This window comes from Prochlorococcus marinus str. MIT 1013, from assembly GCF_027359395.1.
GTDB lineage: Bacteria > Cyanobacteriota > Cyanobacteriia > PCC-6307 > Cyanobiaceae > Prochlorococcus_B > Prochlorococcus_B marinus_E.
Map to the genome: position 1 here is coordinate 1,935,246 of NZ_CP114778.1, position 18,262 is coordinate 1,953,507.

The following is an 18,262-nucleotide window of genomic DNA, read 5'->3' on the forward strand; positions in this document are numbered from 1 at the left end:
AACTAGCATTCTAAAAGTTGTATGCTCAATAATGTTTACTGGTTTAATTCAGGCTATTGGCACGATCAAGAAAAATAATTCTGGGGTAGTTGTTGATGGATGTAGCCCTTTTTCTCCTTTAAAACTTGGAGATAGTATTTCTGTGGATGGAGTTTGTCTAACAGTTTCTGAATTAATGAATGATTCTTTTAACGCAAATATAAGTGAAGAGACTCTTAAGAGAACAAACCTTGCTGAAAAAGCGCAGAAAAATGGTTATGTAAATCTTGAGCCAGCATTACGTCTTTCTGACCGATTAGGTGGACATATTGTTAGTGGACACATAGACGGGTTGGGTGAAGTTGTCTCAATCGAAAATTTGAAAAATTCTTGGAATTTGAGAGTATCTTGGGATGATTTAAAATTCTGCAAATATATCTGCGATAAGGCGAGTATTAGCCTAAATGGAATAAGTCTCACTGTTGCAGAGATATATTTTGATGGGCATGAATTTTCAGTAGCCGTAATACCTCACACGTGGTCAAATACATGCTTGAAGTTTTTGAGAATTGGCGAAAAGGTTAATTTGGAAGTTGACTTGATGGCTAAGTACGCAGAAAAACTTCTTAAGGTAAATAATAATGATTCCATTTTTAAACAAAGCTCAGTAATTAGCTCTCAGTGGCTTGAAGAGCAAGGTTGGAATTAGTAGATTTATATAATTTGCTTTGAGAGATTTATTATTTCTTGAGTGGTAACAAACTTATCGCTCCAGACTCTTTTCGTACATCAATACGAAATTCCTGTCCAGGTTCAAGACCTAATTTTTTTGTATAGGCATGTCCAATAAGAAGATTGCCATTGCCATGAACTTTAGTCCGAAATTCCGCTTGCCTTCTTGAAGATCTATTTCCAGCTCTTCCAGGGCCATTTGAGCGAAGTTTATAACCTTTAGCTTCAACTAGAGCACGGTAAAAACTTTTACGTAAAACTCTCCCACTTGGCCCCACGTAACCACATCCTTTAGCTATTTCGTCTTCTGGACGGTTGCTCAAAGATCTTGCTTTGTCGAGGAGTTCTTTTCCAACAAGCATTTCAGACTGTTTTAATTAACTGAATTCTGACCAATAAGTGGAATTGTGGCAACAAATTAATTGAAAGTTTCTTTCTTAGTATCAATATTTAACTCTCAAAGCAGATAAAGGATGATGAATAAAACGACCCAAATCCCGTCTACAAAGTGCCAATAGAGCTCTACTGCCTCAAATGGGAACTTGTTTTCATTATTCACTCGACCAGATGGAATACGTGTTTGCCACCAAATTATCATTATCATTATTGACCCAAGTGTTACGTGAAGCCCATGAAAGCCAGTTAATGCATAAAAAGTACTGGCAAAAAGGTTGTCAGTTAATCCAAAAGGCAAAGTAAAGTACTCAAACATTTGACTGATTAAAAATGCCACTCCCAATGCGCCTGTTATAAGAAGCCATTTTTGGCATTGTTTTGCTTCATCCTTTTCTAGGAATTTTCCAGCTCGATGAAAAGTAAAGCTACTAACTAGAAGCAAGACTGTATTTAAAGTTGGTAATGCTAGTTCTAATTCGTAAATAGCATCAGGACCAATGGGATTGACTGCTTTAAAAGTTAGATATGCCGCAAAAAAACCTGCAAAGGTCATCCCGTCTGCGATTAAAAAAGCTATTAACCCAAACAAACGAAAATCTTCATGTTCTTCAATTGAGAGATCTTTCTTTCTTTCTGAGGATTGCTCTTTTGGAACTATTGAGGTCATTTCATGCTCTCCTGTGTGTTTTTTGAATTTTTTTCTCCATAACCATATGGTTCAAGAACGAGTGGAGCCTCTCCCTCCCAATTCTCAACGGGAGGAGGTGAACTTGTTAACCATTCAGGAGTGAGTGCATTCCATGGATTGTCTCCAGCTTCATTCCCATAGAGAATGCTTTGAAGAATATTCCATAGAAAAGGTAAAGTACTTAAAGCCATTAATAATGCACCTACGCTACTTATTTGATTGATTAATTGAAATTGTGGATCGTATTCGGCAACTCGTCGAGGCATTCCATTTAAACCTAGCCAGTGCTGAGGCGCAAAACAAAGATTAAACCCTATGAAAGTAATTATGAAGTGAAATCTTCCAAGATTTTCATTCAACATTTTCCCTGTAAATTTTGGGAACCAGTGATAAATCGAGGAGAAGATAACAAAGACAGAACCTCCATAGACTATGTAATGAAAATGGGCAACAACAAAATAGGTGTCGTGTACATGAACATCAAAAGGTACTTGAGCTAGGGCAACTCCAGTTATCCCACCTAAAACAAAATTAATAATAAATCCGCAGGAAAATAGCATTGCTGCATTAAGTGATATTTTCCCTCCCCATAAGGTCGCAACCCAATTAAAAAATTTAATACCTGTGGGAACAGCTATAAATGCAGTAGCGATCGTAAAAAATAAGCGCATCCATGGAGGAGTCCCACTCGTAAACATATGATGAGCCCAAACAACTAGACCTAAAACAACTATTCCCATAATTGAGAAGACCATTGTTGTATAGCCAAAAAGTGGTTTTCTACTATGGATTGGAAGTATTTCACTGACTAAACCAAACGCAGGTAAGACCATGATATAAACAGCAGGATGCGAGTAAAACCAAAAAAGATGTTGATAAACAATTACATTCCCACCAAGACTTGGGTTGAAAAAACCTGTATGAGCAACTATGTCAAAGCTCAAAAGTATTAGAGTACCAGCGAGAACAGGAGTCGATAGAACAACAAGAATACTTGTACCAAGCATTGCCCAGCAATACATAGGCAATTGCATTAACTTAAGTCCAGGTCTCCTAAGCTTGAGGATGGTTGCGATGAAATTAATACCACCAAAGATTGAGCTTCCACCCAAAAGTAAGACACTTAATATCCAAATAATTTGACCGGCGGCTGGGGTAGTGATGCTTAAAGGTGGATAAGCTGTCCAACCAGATTGTGCGGCTCCGTTTATGAAATAGCTTGTTATCAGCATCAATCCAGAGGGAGGTATTAGCCAAAAAGCAACTGCATTCAGTCTTGGGAAGGCCATGTCCCTAGCACCAACATAAAATGGTATTAAATAGTTGCCAAAGGCACCATTTACTACAGGCACGATCCATAAGAAAATCATGATTGTGCCATGGAGAGTTAAAACTTGGTTGTAAACCTCTCTAGGCATGAAATCCGAGAGGGGACTGATGAGCTCTACCCTTATTGCTCCAGCTAAAGATCCTCCAATTAAATAAAACAAGAAACCACAAACTAAATATTGAAGGCCTATGACTTTGTGATCGAGACTAAAACTCAGATATTTTAACCATCCAGTTGGTTGAAGCTTTTCTTGAGGAGAGTTGCTTGGTTTGAGTGAAATAGTCATGAATTTATATTGATTCTTTAGCGTTTTCTTTCAACCAAGTATCAAAGTCTTCTTGTTCATCAACTATTACATTTGATCTCATCCCACCATGATAGGGACCACACAATTCTGCGCAAACAATTGGGAAATTACCTGCTTTTGTTGGAGTGAAATTTAAAATCGTTGGTTGACCTGGGATTACATCTTGCTTAAGTCTGAATTGAGGCACCCAAAAAGCATGTATTACATCTTTAGATTCCATTTTTAAACTAACTTCTCTTCCAACTGGAACATGAAGTTCACCCGAAATAATATCTCCTTTTGGATAATGAAAGATAAAAGCAAATTGCATTGCAGTTAACTCGATTGGTAATGAGGATGAATTTGTTCTAGATGAAGACTCTATTGGTCCGGAACCAATACCTCCCCAAACCCTTTCGGCCTGATTATCCATTTTCCCACTGTGATCATGCATTAAAGGTTGCATGCCACCCATTCGATCATAAATATCGTAACTATATAATCCTACAAATAGAACAACAATTGCGGGAACTGCTGTCCAGAAAATTTCTAGAGAAATATTACCTTCTAAGTCAATTCCATCCCCAGTTTCTCCAGGCCTACGACGGAATTGAATAAGACTATAAATTACTAAAGCAGTCATGCCTATAAAAAGTATGCAGCCAATAATGAATAGGACACGATATAGTTCATCGTAAACAGGAGCATTCATACTCGCGCTTACGGGAAGCATATCGACGTTGTAAGCAATCCAAACTCCTCCTACGCCAAGAATTAAACTTGATGTAAGAGTTAAGATGGCCGACAGTTTCGGCAAGAAGATCTCCTTTCTCTTTTTATAGGTTATGAGCAAAAGTAATTAATGTATCGGCTAATTGTTAATTCAAGATGAATAATTTTTTTTTAAAGAAAATATTTATGTTGCAGTCCTTTTATTCAGGTGACGTGTACGAAGTAATCGCTACGTTGAATTAATAATAATCTTGATGGATTTTGCATACGTGCAAGTTTTTTATCCACCAAAACCACGCTTTAGATTGGGCCAGCTTGCTGCTCACGTAGTAGTTGCACTTATCGCTCTTGTGGTGATTGGAGGGGCAACCAGAGTAATGGAGGCTGGTCTCGCTTGCCCAGACTGGCCTCTATGTTATGGATCGTTTTTGCCTGGTAAGCAAATGAATTTACAAGTCTTCTTAGAATGGTTTCATCGCCTAGATGCCTTCTTCGTAGGAGTTGTTTTAATTACTCAATTTGCCTTTTCTTTGTATTGGGCAAAATCTTTGCCTAAATGGCTTCCTTGGACCTATGGATTCTTAACTCTATTAGTTGCTTTTCAGGGCTTTTTAGGAGCTTTGACTGTCCTGCAATTATTACCATCTTTAGTTGTCATAGCTCATCTTGCTGTCGCATTAACTCTTGTTGCGATCATGAGTGGTGTTACTCAACAATTACTTAGTCCTGGTAAATCAATTTTCCCATTTTGGCTTCGTTCTTTTGGATTTCTATCTCTTTTTTCTGTAATAGCTCAGTCTTTACTTGGTAGTCGCGTGGCAACCTCCTGGTCAGCTCATAGATGCCTGGATTTTGGAGATTCTTGTAACCTTTTAGGACTTCATCGGACAAGTGCTATCCCAGTGAGCCTTTTGGTGATTTTATTCGTAATTGTTTCATCTTTTCAGAGAAAAATTTTTTTGAATCAATGGCCCTATTTTTTGACGATTATTTTTTTGATCATTTCACAAATCTTTTTAGGAGTTTTTTCAATTCAACTAGGAATGAGTGAACCTAGTCTTATCATTGGTCATCAACTAATTGCCTGTTTGTTAGTGGCCGTAATATCAGCATTGAATTTTAAAGGTAGAGGAATTGGTGATTCTTCTCGATCACTTTTTATAACTCAATCAACTTTGGAGACATGTCATGGTTAGCTCAACATCAGATTTAATTTCACAGCCCGTTAATCGTGAGGAAATCGTTCCTTCTAGAAAGCGTATTAAATTACCCGCATGGTTAGAGGTCGCCAAACCAAGATTAATTCCTCTTTTACTTGCTACTACTGTTGGCGGAATGGCTCTTTCGGAAGAATGGCCATTACCATCTCCTAGATTGGCATGCACTTTAGGTGGAGGAGCTCTTGCGGCTGCGGCTGCAGGAGCTCTTAATTGCTTGTGGGAACAAGATCTTGATAAGCGAATGAAACGCACCAGTAATAGAGCCTTGCCGTCTGGTCGCCTTTCTCAGTCTTCTGTTTTTATTGGAGCAATTGCTTGTACGCTTGCTGCTTCGGCACTTTTAGTAAGTGGAGTTAACTGTTTAGCAGCAGGACTCACTCTTTTAGGGCTTTGCAGTTACGTACTTCTCTATACAGTTTTCTTAAAGCCTAGAACATCTCAGAATATAGTTTTTGGAGGAGTCGCTGGAGCAATTCCTCCTCTTGTGGGAGCTTCAGCCGCCGCAGGACATATTGGTTTAGGTGGTTGGTGGCTATTCTCTTTGGTTATGGTTTGGACCCCAGCACATTTTTGGGCTTTGGCCATATTGTTAAAAGAGGACTATAGATCGGTTGGAATACCTATGCTTCCAACAGTAAGTGGCCCTTTTGTTACAGCAAAAGCTATATCTGTTTATGGTTATCTGACTGTATTTTTAAGTTTTTTAGGTTGCTTTGTTTTGCCTGAAGGAGGATTGTTATATGGAATGTTATTGCTACCTTATAATTCAAGACTACTTCAATTGGTTTCCAGATTAAGAGATAATCCTGAAGATTTAGATCGGGCTAAGGGTTTGTTTAGATGGTCCATTCTTTATATGTTTGGAGTTTGTTTTTTGCTTGTTATTAGTAGATTAGAGGTCTCAATTGTTTTTAATGATCAGTTAATAGCTCTAATTAAAGACTTCTCAATGGGGTATTTGTAATTCTATAAAATAAAAATAAAAACTTTATGACTTTGATCTCCAATATTAATTAGAATTTGTTAGAAGAATTCAGCTTATCTTTTTAGGCAATCTGTTCCTAGATGTTTTTCATCCAACTTAGAGATTTATATAAGTCTTATGGTCCTGTTAGGGCTTTAAATGGACTTAACCTTGAAGTACCTAAAGGTTCTTTGTATGGTTTGTTGGGGCCAAACGGGGCCGGCAAAAGTACTGCACTTAGAATTATCTGTACTCTCCTTGCGCCTGATTCTGGTCGTGTTGAAGTAGGGGGACGTGATGCTTTTCTTGAGGAAAAAGAAACCAGGCGAAGATTGGGTTATGTAGCTCAAGATGTTGCAATCGATAAAATACTTACAGGTAGAGAGTTACTACAGCTTCAAGGAGATCTTTATCATCTAGATAATAAACGTAAGAGTAAGAGAATTGAAGAACTGATTCAAAGACTTGATATGCATGAATGGATTGATAGAAGATGCGGTTCTTTTTCGGGAGGAATGAAAAGAAGACTTGACCTTGCTTCAGGTTTGTTGCATGAACCAGAATTATTGATTCTTGATGAACCTACTGTTGGGTTGGATATAGAAAGTCGGTCAGCTATCTGGGGATTATTGAAGGAACTAAGAAATAACGAAACTACAATTCTTTTAAGTAGTCATTACCTTGAGGAAGTAGATGAATTGGCAGATGAGATGGCTATTATTGATAAAGGGAAAGTCATTGCTAGTGGAAAACCCGATGATTTAAAAAAAGAACTTGGTGGCGATAGAGTTACACTTAGAGTGAGAGAGTTCAGTGATGAAGAAGAAGCTGAATCTGTGAGAAAATTAATTAAAAATATCAATGGGGTATCAAATGTAGTAGTGAATCAAAAGCAAGGATATTCTCTAAATTTTTTAGTGCAAAATAATGATGTTATATCAAACTTGTCGGGTCATCTTTCAAAAGAAAATTTTGAAGTCTTTGCACTTTCTCATAGTCGGCCAAGTTTAGATGATGTGTATTTGCAGGCGACTGGCAAAACTCTTATGGACGCTGAATTAGAATTAGCTGGTAAAAGAGATTTTAAGCTTGAGAATAAGCAATCGATGCGTTAATTGATTTTATTACCCCTAAATTATTAAACACATGATTATTACTAGTAATCCATCAATTCCTAAGAGCAAGCAATCTAGAAATGATTTGAATGAAATGTTTCAAGAGACTTCTGCATTAACATGGAGGCTTTTCATTCAATTAATTCGACGACCTTCAACACTATTTGCTGGAATTCTTCAGCCTTTAATATGGCTTTTGCTTTTTGCAGCTTTATTTTCTAATGCTCCAATAGATTTTTTGCCTGGGGGTAGTAGCTATGGCGAATTTCTTGGTGCAGGTTTAATAGTCTTTACTGCTTTTAGTGGTGCACTTAATGCTGGTCTTCCTTTGATGTTTGACAGAGAATTTGGTTTTCTTAATCGATTATTAGTTGCTCCATTGAGTAGTAGAAGTTCAATCGTAATTTCTTCGGTAATCTACATAACTACCATTAGCCTGTTGCAGAGTTTTGCAATAATGGCAACTTCTGCCCTCTTAGGTTATGGCTGGCCAAGTCTGGTAGGTTTTCTTCTCATAGCAATAACCTTATTGTTATTGGTATTTGCAATAACTGGCCTGAGTCTTGGATTGGCCTTTGTTTTGCCAGGACACATAGAGTTAATTGCAATTATCTTCATATCTAATCTCCCTGTTCTTTTTGCCAGCACAGCATTGGCCCCCATATCTTTTATGCCTGAATGGCTTGGATTAATAGCATCAATTAATCCATTAACATTTGCTATTGAACCTATTCGAATGGCTTATCACAATCCTGTCGACCTGAGCGAAGTTTTAATAAATGCTCCGTATGGAGATGTGACTGGATATTCTTGCCTAGCAATTCTATTTATTCTTACAGTTGGATTGTTTTTTCTTATTAGACCTCTTTTAAATCGCAAACTTGCTTGATAATCTAAATTAGTGATTTAAAAGAACCTTGGAGTCTCGAAAGTACCAGCTTCAAAAACAAATTATAGAAGCTCTAAAGGCTAATGATAATAATTTATATTCTCTCTTGAAATCTCAATGGGCACATCGTTTTGGAGTAGAAAGTTTAGAAGAATTAAACAATCTAGATTTAAAACAGTTGAATCAAAACTCTACAAATGTAGATAATCAAAAGATTGATCAATCACTCGAAAATTTTTTAGAGGGTGATAATTCAGTAGCTTTGAAAGAGGATGATAATCAAGAGAAAGAAAAAAAAGACGAGGTAATTGAGTCAGTAAATGATGAGATCAACGCATCATTCAAAGTTAAATCATATGAAATAATTGATAAAAAAAATTATAAAAATCAAGCTATAAATCAAATTAAAGAAATAAAAAGTCAGCCAGAATTTGAGGCGCTAATTCCTTTACCTCCTAAACCCAAATATGGTTATCTAAGAAAGTGGTTGCTTAAAAATAAGTACTATTAGTTGTTAGTTATTAATTGCTATTTTTTTGAGTTTAGGAGGATATAACTTTTAATTCTTTACATCATTCCTGGCATACCCATACCACCCATACCACCCATACCACCCATACCACCCATACCACCCATACCACCCATACCACCCATACCACCCATTGGATCTCCCTCAGCACCTGGAGCTGATGGTGGTTCAGGTTTGTCAGCAATAACAACCTCAGTTGTTATGAGAAGTGAGGCTATTGATACAGCATCTTGAAGAGCAAGCCGAATTACTTTCGAAGCATCTAATATTCCTGCTTCAAGTAGATCCACATACTCTCCAGTTTGTGCATTAAAGCCTTTACCTAACCTCTTAATATCTGATACAACAACATCTCCATTAAATCCTGCATTTATAGCTATCTGTTTCGTGGGAGCAGTCAATGCTCTTTTTATGATTTCAACTCCTGTCCTTTGGTCACCTTCTAGCTTTTTAGATAAGTCTTCAAGTCCTTCACTTAGTTCTAGAAGAGTTGTTCCTCCTCCTGCCACAATACCCTCTTCAATAGCTGCACGAGTTGCGTTAAGAGCATCCTCAATTCTGAGCTTTCTGTTCTTTAACTCGGTTTCAGTAGGAGCTCCAACTTTAATTACAGCTACACCACCTGCAAGTTTAGCGATTCTCTCGTTTAACTTCTCTTTGTCATACTCAGAATCTGTTTCGTCAAGTTCTCTCTTGATTGAGGCAATGCGATTAGATAGTTCTGTGTTTTGATTTTCATTTGCGACAATTGTTGTGTTGTCTTTTGTAATTGTCACTCTTCTGGCTTGACCTAGATCAGAAATTTGAACTTTCTCAAGACTCATGGCTTTGTCTTCGCTAATTAATGTCCCGCCAGTTAGTACCGCAATATCTCCAAGAGCAGCTTTTCTCCTCTCGCCAAAAGAGGGAGCTCTGACTGCTGCTACCTGTAAAACTCCACGGTTTTTGTTGACTACAAGTGTCGCTAATGCTTCACCTTCAACTTCCTCGGCAAGAATTATTAATGGTGTTCCATTTTTCTGAACAGTTTCCAGAACTGGAATGAGATCGGCAATAGATGAAATCTTTTTGTCAGTGATTAATATTGATGGGTTTTCAAATTCACAAATTAATCGATCTTCATCAGTAACAAAATACGGTGAACTATAACCTCTATCAAATGCCATCCCCTCAGTTATATCTAGTTCAGTGGCTAAAGATTTGGATTCCTCAACAGTTATTACGCCATCAAAACTGACCTTGTCTATAGCATCTGCAATCATTGCACCTATTTCCTCGTCTCCACCAGCACTAACTGTAGCAACTTGTTTAATAGCATCACCACTGACTGTTTTACTTTTTTTCTTGAGATCATCAACGATTTGAGCAACAGCCTTTTCCATGCCCCTTCTTAATTCGATTGGACTTGCTCCAGCAGCTGTATTTCTTAACCCTTCTTGAACCATGAATTGAGCTAAAACTGTTGCAGTGGTTGTGCCATCCCCAGCTTTTTCCTTCGTTTTTGAGGCAACTTGTTCAATGAGCTTGGCTCCTATGTTTTCAAATGGATCTTCAAGATCTATTTCTTTCGCAATTGTTACTCCATCATTAACAATATCTGGCGCTCCAAATTTTTTTTCAATAACAACATTTCTACCCTTAGGTCCAATTGTAACTTTGAGAGCATTGGCTAAATTGTTTACTCCTTTTTCTAGAGCACCACGTGAGTCGTCTGAAAAACTTAGAAGTTTTGGCATATTTGATTTGATTTGAACTTAATCTCCCACAGCAATCACACATTAGGGGAGGTTAAATAAGTGGGGAAAGCCGAATTGTAATTCAGAAATTATTCCCAATTTTTGCAGAAGGCAGTTAGTGTCAACATATGAACGATCCTGGAGCTTTATTTTTTATTCTCATGGCCGGGTTGGCCGGCACTATGACTTTGATTTATTTTCCTTTGAGGATATTTCTTACAGCTACTGCAAGAAGCAGAAGATTAAAACTATTGCAACGTATTAGAAGATTGAGAGATGAACTAGGACAACCTATTCAAAATTAATATCTGCTCAACTCATAACCATTCCACCATCAACTTGAATCGTCTGACCGGTTATGTAAGCAGCCGAAGGATCTGCTGCTAAAAATCTTACTGCGCCCGCAACATCCTCAGGGTTTCCGAATCGACCAAGCGGGATTGCAGAAAGGATTGATTCACTGTTCAGATCTTTTGTCATATCAGTTGAAATAAAACCTGGAGCTACTGCATTTACAGTAATCCCTCTGCTTGCAAATTCTTTTGCAGCACTTTTTGTAAGACCTACTACTCCGGCCTTGGCTGCAGAATAATTAGCTTGTCCTGGGTTGCCCATCAATCCAACAACAGAAGTTATGTTGATAATTCTTCCTTTTTTTTGCTTCAACATCTGCCTAGAAACGGCTCTTGTGCAATAAAAAACACCACTCAAGTTAAGGTCTAAAACTTTTTGCCAATCGTTAGTTTTCATTCTCATTAAAAGTCCATCTTTTGTTATTCCTGCATTATTGACCAGAACATCAATTTTATTATTTTTATCCAATACTGTTTTTATTAATTCATTTACCGAATTTTCATTAGAAATATCAGCTTGAAGAGGGTATGCCTTACCTCCAAAGGAATTTATTTCTGATACGACTTTATTCGCATTTTCCAAAGAAGAAGAATAATTGATGATTACTTCTGCGCCTTCCTGTGCTAAAAGAATTGCAATAGCTTTACCAATCCCCCTGCTGGCCCCAGTTACAATTGCAGTCTGACCTTCAAGTAGTTTTGGTGATTTCATAATCTTATGATCTTTAAAATCGTTAGAATCGAATACTTATTTATTTAACTTACTATTGAGCCACTTGCTTTTTGAAAAGACTTTAAGCTCAGACAGTAAAAATAGTAATTTTTACTAGTCGAATATATTAAATGAATAAACAATGGAGAGGGATCAGTTGTGCATTTGTTAATTGCGGCTGCAGGGAGTGGAAGTCGAATGGGTGCTGATAAAAATAAGCTCCTTTTAAACGTTGCAGGCAAGACGGTTTTAGAGTGGACTTTGAAAGCAGCTTTTGACTCTAAAACAATTACATGGATTGGAATTATTGGACAACCGAAAGACAAAAACTCTATATGTTCGATTCTTGATTATTCTGCAAATTCAGTCCAATGGATCAATGGGGGATCAACAAGACAGCAGTCAGTTCAGCTGGGATTAGCTTCCCTTCCAGATGATGCTAAGTCTGTTCTTATTCATGATGGAGCAAGATGCTTGGTGAGATCATTTGTTTTTGATGAAATTTCAAAGATTGTTTCCAATGGACAAGCTGTTATTGCTGCTTCTCAAGTAACGGACACTATAAAAAAGGTTAATAAAAATGGTGAGATTATTGAGAGTCCTCCTCGCTCAGATCTGTGGGCAGCACAGACACCTCAGGGCTTTCCAGTAAATAAACTGAAGCTTGCGCATAGTGAAGCAATCACTAAAGGATGGCATGTAACCGATGATGCATCCTTATTTGAACGATTGGGATTGCCAGTGAAAATATATGATGCAGGGCCTTCAAATATTAAAGTGACAACCCCATTTGATCTTGTTATTGCAGAGTCTTTATTGTCTACTTTAAAAGACTAAGTCTCCCTTTGTTGCCATCCAAGATAGCTTGACTACCTATTGGAAGCGATGCATTCCCACAACAGTGTCCAATGGGCAGATTTGAAACAATTGGGATTTTAAGGTCTTGTGTTCTATCTTTGAAAATATCAAGAAGCTCAAACGTCTTTCCTTTTTCGATGCCTTTCTCATTATTACAATTTATAAATGAGCCAAAACCTAAGCCAGATAGATGTTTTAAAACTCCAGCCAATCTCAAGTGGGTTAGCATTCTGTCAATTCTGTAGGGAGCTTCTCCAATATCTTCGATGATTAAAATTGATTTTTTGAAATTTGGTAGATGTTGAGTTCCAATTAAGTGAGTCAGTACAGTTAGATTAGCAACTATTAGATGCCCCTTTGAGACTCCGCCTCCCCATGGGTCTCCATAGATATCCGGTACACAATTGCCAAATAAAATTGATTTAAGTCTGTCTTTACTCCAGTCTGGTTCGGCTCCCAACGTAGTGATTAGTGGACCATGAACTCCTCCCTGAAATCCACCTGCTAGCCTTGCAAGAAGTATGGAAGTTAAATCAGAAAAGCCAATCATCCAACCTTCTTTCCATGGTTGTCTTCTCTCTAGCAATCTTGCCGACCCCCACCCACCTCTAGCAAAAGCTAAAAGAGGGTAATGATTTTTTGGGTGTAATTCATTAAATCTAACTTCATCATTACCTGCTAAATACCCCCATGACCTATCTATTGCATCAAGATGATGGCATATTAATCCCCACTCCTGAAGGACTTTTATCCCAGAGTGAATATCCTCGTTTTTAGTTAATGGCGAACTTGCGGCAACAATGTGGAAAAGATCGCCTTTTTTTAGAGGCTCAATCATTTGCGAAGCTTGCTAAAGATATTAATTAAATCAGTTTGCTGAAGATCATGCCAAGAAGTAATAAACTCCCAATACGGACTTGATTGCTGAAATGCAAAACCGAAGTCTTAATACCTTTTGATCTTGAACTTAATAAAAAAACCTCTCTTTGCATTCCTAAAGTAGTTGTCAACCAAAAAGGCCAAAATATTAATCCTAAATTTGCTTTAAAAGCAGCAATAGCAAGAAAAGAACAGGTTAAAAAGTAGCAAAAAGAAACTGTTTTTATTGACTTTTTCCCGAGACTGATCGCACTACTATTTAGGCCAATTACTTTGTCTTCGATCTCATCTGCCATTGCATAAACAGTATCAAAGCCGAAGGTCCAAAAAATAGTTGCTAGCCAACAAAATAATAATGTTACTCCTCCTGCTAAAGAAGATTCACTTGCTGCCCAAGGAATTAGAACTGAAAAACCCCAGCAAATAGAGAGAATTAGTTGGGGATATTTAAACCATCTTTTTGCTGATGGATATAAAAGAATAAAAGGTAATGATAACGTTGCAAGTTGAAGGCATAAATTTCTACTTTCTGTTGGGATCCAAAGAACTATTAAAAGACTAAAAAATAACATTAAAATTAGTAGTATCCATGCAGTCTTTAGAGATACTTTGTCATTAGCTAATGGTCTTTCTTTTGTTCTTATTACTTTCTTGTCAAACTTTCGGTCCCAAATATCATTAGCGATACATCCCGCACCGCTAACAAATAACCCACCTAAAGTTATTATTCCCAAAACGAATAGAGAAGGAGGGGCTTTAGGAGTTAACCAAAGAGACCAGCCAGCAGGAATGAGAAGTATCAATCTTCCACTTGGTTTGTTCCATCTAAGAAGTTGAAAATAATATCCAATTTTTTGAGTAAGAAGATTATTCACAAAAATTCAAATTGATAATGATTTTTAAGGTCTTCTCAATGGGGTGCTGAGGGTGTCAGAGTATTGAGGTTAAACCTACTTATTATGTTAGGTGACTCAATAAATAATTCTATTGAATTGGATCTTGGAGAAAATCAAGATACAGAATTGTGTCGTGTAGCAACAATTGATATTGGCACCAACTCAACTCATTTATTAATTGCAAAGCTTGAGCGAAAATTAAATACATTTAGTATTGACCTTGCAGAGAAATCGACAACACGACTAGGAGAAAGAGATCCTGAGACGGGAGAACTTACCTCCCTTGCTATGAATAGGGCTTTTTCAACATTAAAGAGGTTTAAGGATTTATCTGAAAGTTATAAAGTCGAGAGTCTTATCATTGCCGCTACAAGTGCGGTTAGAGAAGCACCAAATGGGAGAATCTTTATTTCTGAAATAAAAAAGAAGATAGGCTTAGATGTTGAATTGATAAGCGGAGCAGAAGAAGCAAGATTGATTTATTTAGGTGTACTTTCAGGGATGCAATTTGAAAATAAACCTCATCTAGTTCTTGATATTGGAGGAGGTTCGACAGAATTAATCCTTGCTGATAGCTCTGAAGCACGAGCATTAACAAGTACAAAGATTGGAGCAGTAAGATTACAAAGAGAATTTATTAAAAAAGATCCAATATCCTCTCAGACTGAATTGTTTTTAAGATCATTTATTAGGGGTTCTATGGAGTCTGCAATTGATAAAGTATCTAAGAGAATTGAAGTAGGTGAGACACCAGTTTTAGTTGCAACTAGTGGAACTGCAATGGCTATTGGTGCATTGATATCTAATAAAGAAAATCATATTCAATCAAAATTACAAGGATATAAAATATCAAAAAATAATTTGGATATAATTGTTAGTCAGTTAATAAAAATGACATCTTCTGAACGGAGTGAATTATCCTCATTAAGTGAAAGAAGATCTGAGATTATTGTCCCTGGGGCTTTGATTTTACAAACCATAATGGATATGGTTAAAGTAAATGAAATTATTTTAAGTGAAAGGGCCCTTCGTGAGGGATTAGTCGTTGATTGGATGTGTCGTAATAATTATTTAAAAGATCAGTTGAGCTTTCAAGGATCAATAAGAGAAAGAACAGTTATTCATCAATCTAAAAGATTTGGTGTTAATTCAAAACGATCAAAAAGGGTGTCAGAATTTGCCCTTGCTTTTTATGATAAGACTAAGGGGATTTTGCATAATGATAGTGGTCAAGGCAGAGATCTTTTGTGGGCAGCAGCTAAACTTCACTCTTGTGGAAAACATATCAATATAAGTTCATATCACAAGCATTCTTGGTATTTAATCAGACATGGAGAGCTCTTGGGATATTCCCAAAGTGAGCATTTAATGGTCGCTGCTATTGCAAGATATCATAGGAAAAGTTTTCCAAAAAAAAGACATGAATCTTGGCAATTATTGATTGATGAAAGTCAAAGAAGTTTGGTTGCTGAAATGTCTTTACTTCTTCGCCTTTCATGCGCTTTGGATAGAAGGCCAGAACCTTTAATAGCAAAAATAGTTATTGAAGCTAATAATAAGAAAGTTAATATAGATCTTATTCCTAATGAATTAGGCCAAAATTTAGATCTTGAGAAATGGAGCTTAACAAAGGCAGCTTTACTGATTAAGAAAATTAAAGATGTTGATATAAATATACTTTAAAAATATGTGTTTTTATCTAATAAAAAGACATGACTTCGCTGGGGGTTGGTCGAATCATTTTGCACTCCTTGAATATATTTTAATACCATAAATGAAGTGAATAATCCTAAAGCACCAGAAAAAATTACCATGCTCAATGGATTAAAATTCCTTTTTTTTCTAGTATTTTTCTTCTTAATCACAGGGATAGGTTTAGGGTCATTATTTTTCTTTTCATTAAGTTCTTCAAGAATAAAACTTGTATCTAAGTTCAATTTCTCAGCTATTCTTCGAACCATTGCTCTGATAAAAACTTTTTCAGGAAGAGCGCTTTCATCTCCTGATTCAAGTGCAATTAATTGTTCTTTCCCAATTCTAAGTGATGAAGATAGATCCTCTAATGAAAGATTTCTGCCTTGTCGGGCTTCTCTGAGAAACTCACCAACGGTTTGTAATGCCGTTTTTTTATTTGCGACATAATTACCATCGCTTTTTTTTTCATCACTTTTTTCCAATTAAAAACCTTTATGGTATTAAGTACATTCTAAAGGCTCTGTAAAGTCGTTTGTCTCTAAAAGATCATTTATCTCTGGCTTTAAAGATTGTTAAGAAATATTCCTTGGTTTTTGTTATTTAACACGGCCTAAATAAATGAGAATGAGTTGGATTATATAGTTTTGATCTATTATTCCCGATCTTTAATGTTGGACTAATTATGTATAATGTTGTTCTGATTAAATTTTTTTCTTGAGATATTTTTGCCATCTCTCTCAAAGGTATAATTTTTATCCATTCGTCTGGCCAAGTTACTCTATATGCAATAGCTACAGGAGTATTTGCAGGATAATACTTTATAAGTATGGATTGAACTTCTTCCACATGTCTTGCACTTAGGTACAGACATAAAGAGGACTGAATAGAAGCTAGCTTTTGAAGACTTTCTTTCTCTGGTTTTCCTGTCCTGCCATCAGCTCTGCTAAGTATTATGGTCTGGGTTAAATCTGGAATTGTTAGTTCGAATCCTAAAGTTGCAGCTGTTGCCTGATAGGCACTCACTCCAGGAACCACCTCTACTTCAATCCCTTCATCATTTAATCTACATATTTGTTCTGATATTGCTCCATATAAGCAAGGATCACCATCGTGGAGACGAACAATTTTTTTACCTTCCTTGTGCTTTGTAATTAAGATCAAAATTATCTCTTCTAGAGTTAATGAGCTTGTCTTTATCTTTTCACAATTATCTTTAACAAGTTTTGTGATTTGTTTAGGAATGAGAGAATCTGTCCAAACAAGAACATCAGCTGTTTTTAGTCTTTGTTGAGCTCGTATTGTCATTAAATCTAAAGCGCCTGGCCCTGCTCCTACAATTGAAATCGGATTCATTGATTTCTCCTGTTAATTAAGGAAGGATCAGGGAGTACTTTTTTAGAAATGTAAATTCTCCATATTCCTAATAAACCTGCACTAATTAAAAACAAGCTAATCAATTGTGCTATCCGTAGCCCTCCCGCGCAAAAAGGTGGAACTCCACCCAAGCAGAGAGGATCTGTTCTTAGGGCTTCTATCCATAACCTTCCTAAACTGTAAGTGATCAAATATAAGCAGCTTAAAGTCCCAGATGGGATAGTAAGTTCTTTTTTAACTGACTTTCTAAAAAGAAAAATTAGTATGCAAAAAACAAAAATGTTCCATACTGATTCATAAAGAAAAGTAGGGTGAAAATATTCTTGTGCGGAGAATATTTCTGGCCTGAATTCATAAGGTATAAATAATTTCCAGGGTAAGTTTGTAGGTATACCAAAAGCTTCATTATTAAAAAAATTTCCCCATCTACCTATTGCTTGGCCTAAAGCAACTGAGGGGACCAAAACATCGATAACAGCCCAAAAAGATTCTTTTTTCCAGCGGCAAAAAAATATAATGGATAATGTACCCATTATCAGTGCTCCATGTATTGCAATTCCTCCTCCCCAAATTTCTATAGCACTGGGAATAGGAATATTTAAGCTTAGGAAATTAATAGAACTCCAGAAGTTTTTACCAGTGTAGTTTCTCCATTCAAATGCAACATAATAAATTCTTGCACCAATTACAGATGCCAAAACTAAAATAGGAAGTAAATCGTTAATAAGGCTTTTTTTTAATCCTTTTTTTGATGCTAATTCACCTGATAAATTTAAACCTGCTAAAACCGAAATGGCTATTAGCAATCCATACCATCTTAAAGAAAAAGGCCCTAGTTGAAACAACTCAGGCCCAGGTGATCTAAGCGCTAAAAAAATATTTTCCATCAACTATTTGAA

20 protein-coding genes are annotated in these 18,262 nt (G+C 36.6%); 9 read left to right on the forward strand and 11 right to left on the reverse strand.

Annotation, left to right across the window (positions count from 1 at the left end; genetic code table 11):
• Positions 1-31: 31 nt before the first annotated feature.
• Positions 32-688, forward strand: a complete 657-nt coding sequence (locus O5633_RS11025) for a riboflavin synthase (RefSeq protein WP_269609765.1) — start codon at positions 32-34, stop codon at positions 686-688.
• A 31-nt stretch (positions 689-719) separates the two neighbouring features.
• On the opposite strand, the gene O5633_RS11030 is transcribed toward O5633_RS11025, so the two are convergent.
• The 4 genes from O5633_RS11030 to O5633_RS11045 form a co-directional block, all read right to left on the reverse strand.
• Positions 720-1,073, reverse strand: coding sequence for an AbrB family transcriptional regulator (locus tag O5633_RS11030; RefSeq protein ID WP_269609766.1), 354 nt, complete (start codon positions 1,071-1,073; stop codon positions 720-722).
• A gap of 95 nt (positions 1,074-1,168) precedes the next feature.
• Positions 1,169-1,774 (reverse strand): cytochrome c oxidase subunit 3, encoded by a 606-nt coding sequence (locus O5633_RS11035; protein WP_269609767.1) that lies wholly within the window; start codon positions 1,772-1,774, stop codon positions 1,169-1,171.
• Complete coding sequence (gene ctaD / locus O5633_RS11040) at positions 1,771-3,411, reverse strand: cytochrome c oxidase subunit I (RefSeq protein ID WP_269609768.1); 1,641 nt, start codon at positions 3,409-3,411, stop codon at positions 1,771-1,773. Before ctaD ends, O5633_RS11035 begins: the two co-directional genes overlap by 4 nt.
• Before the next feature lie 4 nt (positions 3,412-3,415).
• Positions 3,416-4,228: a cytochrome c oxidase subunit II gene (locus O5633_RS11045; protein WP_269609770.1), complete on the reverse strand. Its 813-nt coding sequence runs from the start codon at positions 4,226-4,228 to the stop codon at positions 3,416-3,418.
• Positions 4,229-4,397: 169 nt separating this feature from the next.
• Between O5633_RS11045 and O5633_RS11050 the strand changes: the two genes are divergently transcribed.
• The 5 genes from O5633_RS11050 to O5633_RS11070 all read left to right on the forward strand — a co-directional run bounded on the left by O5633_RS11050 (position 4,398) and on the right by O5633_RS11070 (position 8,842).
• Entirely contained in the window at positions 4,398-5,339 is a 942-nt protein-coding gene (locus O5633_RS11050; protein ID WP_269609771.1) for a COX15/CtaA family protein, read from the forward strand.
• On the forward strand, positions 5,332-6,327 hold the full coding sequence (locus O5633_RS11055; protein WP_269609773.1) for a heme o synthase: 996 nt from the start codon (positions 5,332-5,334) through the stop codon (positions 6,325-6,327). Before O5633_RS11050 ends, O5633_RS11055 begins: the two co-directional genes overlap by 8 nt.
• Positions 6,328-6,428: 101 nt before the next feature.
• Positions 6,429-7,442, forward strand: coding sequence for an ABC transporter ATP-binding protein (locus O5633_RS11060; protein ID WP_269609774.1), 1,014 nt, complete (start codon positions 6,429-6,431; stop codon positions 7,440-7,442).
• 31 nt (positions 7,443-7,473) lie between these two features.
• Positions 7,474-8,331, forward strand: a complete 858-nt coding sequence (locus O5633_RS11065) for an ABC transporter permease (protein WP_269609775.1) — start codon at positions 7,474-7,476, stop codon at positions 8,329-8,331.
• A gap of 28 nt (positions 8,332-8,359) precedes the next feature.
• Positions 8,360-8,842 (forward strand): hypothetical protein, encoded by a 483-nt coding sequence (locus tag O5633_RS11070; RefSeq protein ID WP_269609776.1) that lies wholly within the window; start codon positions 8,360-8,362, stop codon positions 8,840-8,842.
• A gap of 56 nt (positions 8,843-8,898) precedes the next feature.
• Here O5633_RS11070 and groL read toward each other — a convergent pair whose 3' ends face one another.
• A complete protein-coding gene (gene groL / locus O5633_RS11075) occupies positions 8,899-10,596 on the reverse strand; it encodes a chaperonin GroEL (RefSeq protein WP_269609777.1) in 1,698 nt (565 codons plus the stop codon).
• Positions 10,597-10,724: 128 nt separating this feature from the next.
• Between groL and O5633_RS11080 the strand changes: the two genes are divergently transcribed.
• Positions 10,725-10,901, forward strand: coding sequence for a hypothetical protein (locus O5633_RS11080; protein WP_158466132.1), 177 nt, complete (start codon positions 10,725-10,727; stop codon positions 10,899-10,901).
• A gap of 7 nt (positions 10,902-10,908) precedes the next feature.
• On the opposite strand, the gene fabG is transcribed toward O5633_RS11080, so the two are convergent.
• Complete coding sequence (gene fabG / locus O5633_RS11085) at positions 10,909-11,661, reverse strand: 3-oxoacyl-[acyl-carrier-protein] reductase (RefSeq protein WP_269609778.1); 753 nt, start codon at positions 11,659-11,661, stop codon at positions 10,909-10,911.
• Positions 11,662-11,820: 159 nt separating this feature from the next.
• Here fabG and ispD point away from each other — a divergent pair, with 159 nt between their 5' ends.
• A complete protein-coding gene (gene ispD / locus O5633_RS11090) occupies positions 11,821-12,498 on the forward strand; it encodes a 2-C-methyl-D-erythritol 4-phosphate cytidylyltransferase (RefSeq protein WP_269609780.1) in 678 nt (225 codons plus the stop codon).
• Here ispD and O5633_RS11095 read toward each other — a convergent pair.
• Both O5633_RS11095 and O5633_RS11100 read right to left on the reverse strand, forming a co-directional pair.
• Positions 12,482-13,357, reverse strand: a complete 876-nt coding sequence (locus O5633_RS11095; RefSeq protein WP_269609781.1) for a S66 peptidase family protein — start codon at positions 13,355-13,357, stop codon at positions 12,482-12,484. The two genes, ispD and O5633_RS11095, sit on opposite strands and share 17 nt — an antisense overlap.
• A 25-nt stretch (positions 13,358-13,382) precedes the next feature.
• Positions 13,383-14,273 (reverse strand): 4-hydroxybenzoate polyprenyltransferase, encoded by an 891-nt coding sequence (locus O5633_RS11100; protein WP_269609782.1) that lies wholly within the window; start codon positions 14,271-14,273, stop codon positions 13,383-13,385.
• 84 nt (positions 14,274-14,357) lie between these two features.
• On the opposite strand from O5633_RS11100, the gene O5633_RS11105 reads away from it, so the two are divergent.
• Positions 14,358-15,977, forward strand: coding sequence for a Ppx/GppA phosphatase family protein (locus O5633_RS11105; RefSeq protein ID WP_269609783.1), 1,620 nt, complete (start codon positions 14,358-14,360; stop codon positions 15,975-15,977).
• Here O5633_RS11105 and O5633_RS11110 read toward each other — a convergent pair.
• From O5633_RS11110 to lgt, 3 genes are all read right to left on the reverse strand, one after another.
• Positions 15,974-16,471: a helix-turn-helix domain-containing protein gene (locus O5633_RS11110; protein WP_269609785.1), complete on the reverse strand. Its 498-nt coding sequence runs from the start codon at positions 16,469-16,471 to the stop codon at positions 15,974-15,976. The genes O5633_RS11105 and O5633_RS11110 overlap by 4 nt on opposite strands.
• A gap of 118 nt (positions 16,472-16,589) precedes the next feature.
• Positions 16,590-17,342 (reverse strand): precorrin-4 C(11)-methyltransferase, encoded by a 753-nt coding sequence (gene cobM / locus O5633_RS11115; protein WP_269609786.1) that lies wholly within the window; start codon positions 17,340-17,342, stop codon positions 16,590-16,592.
• Positions 17,339-18,250, reverse strand: coding sequence for a prolipoprotein diacylglyceryl transferase (gene lgt, locus O5633_RS11120; protein ID WP_269609787.1), 912 nt, complete (start codon positions 18,248-18,250; stop codon positions 17,339-17,341). Before lgt ends, cobM begins: the two co-directional genes overlap by 4 nt.
• Positions 18,251-18,262: the final 12 nt, after the last annotated feature.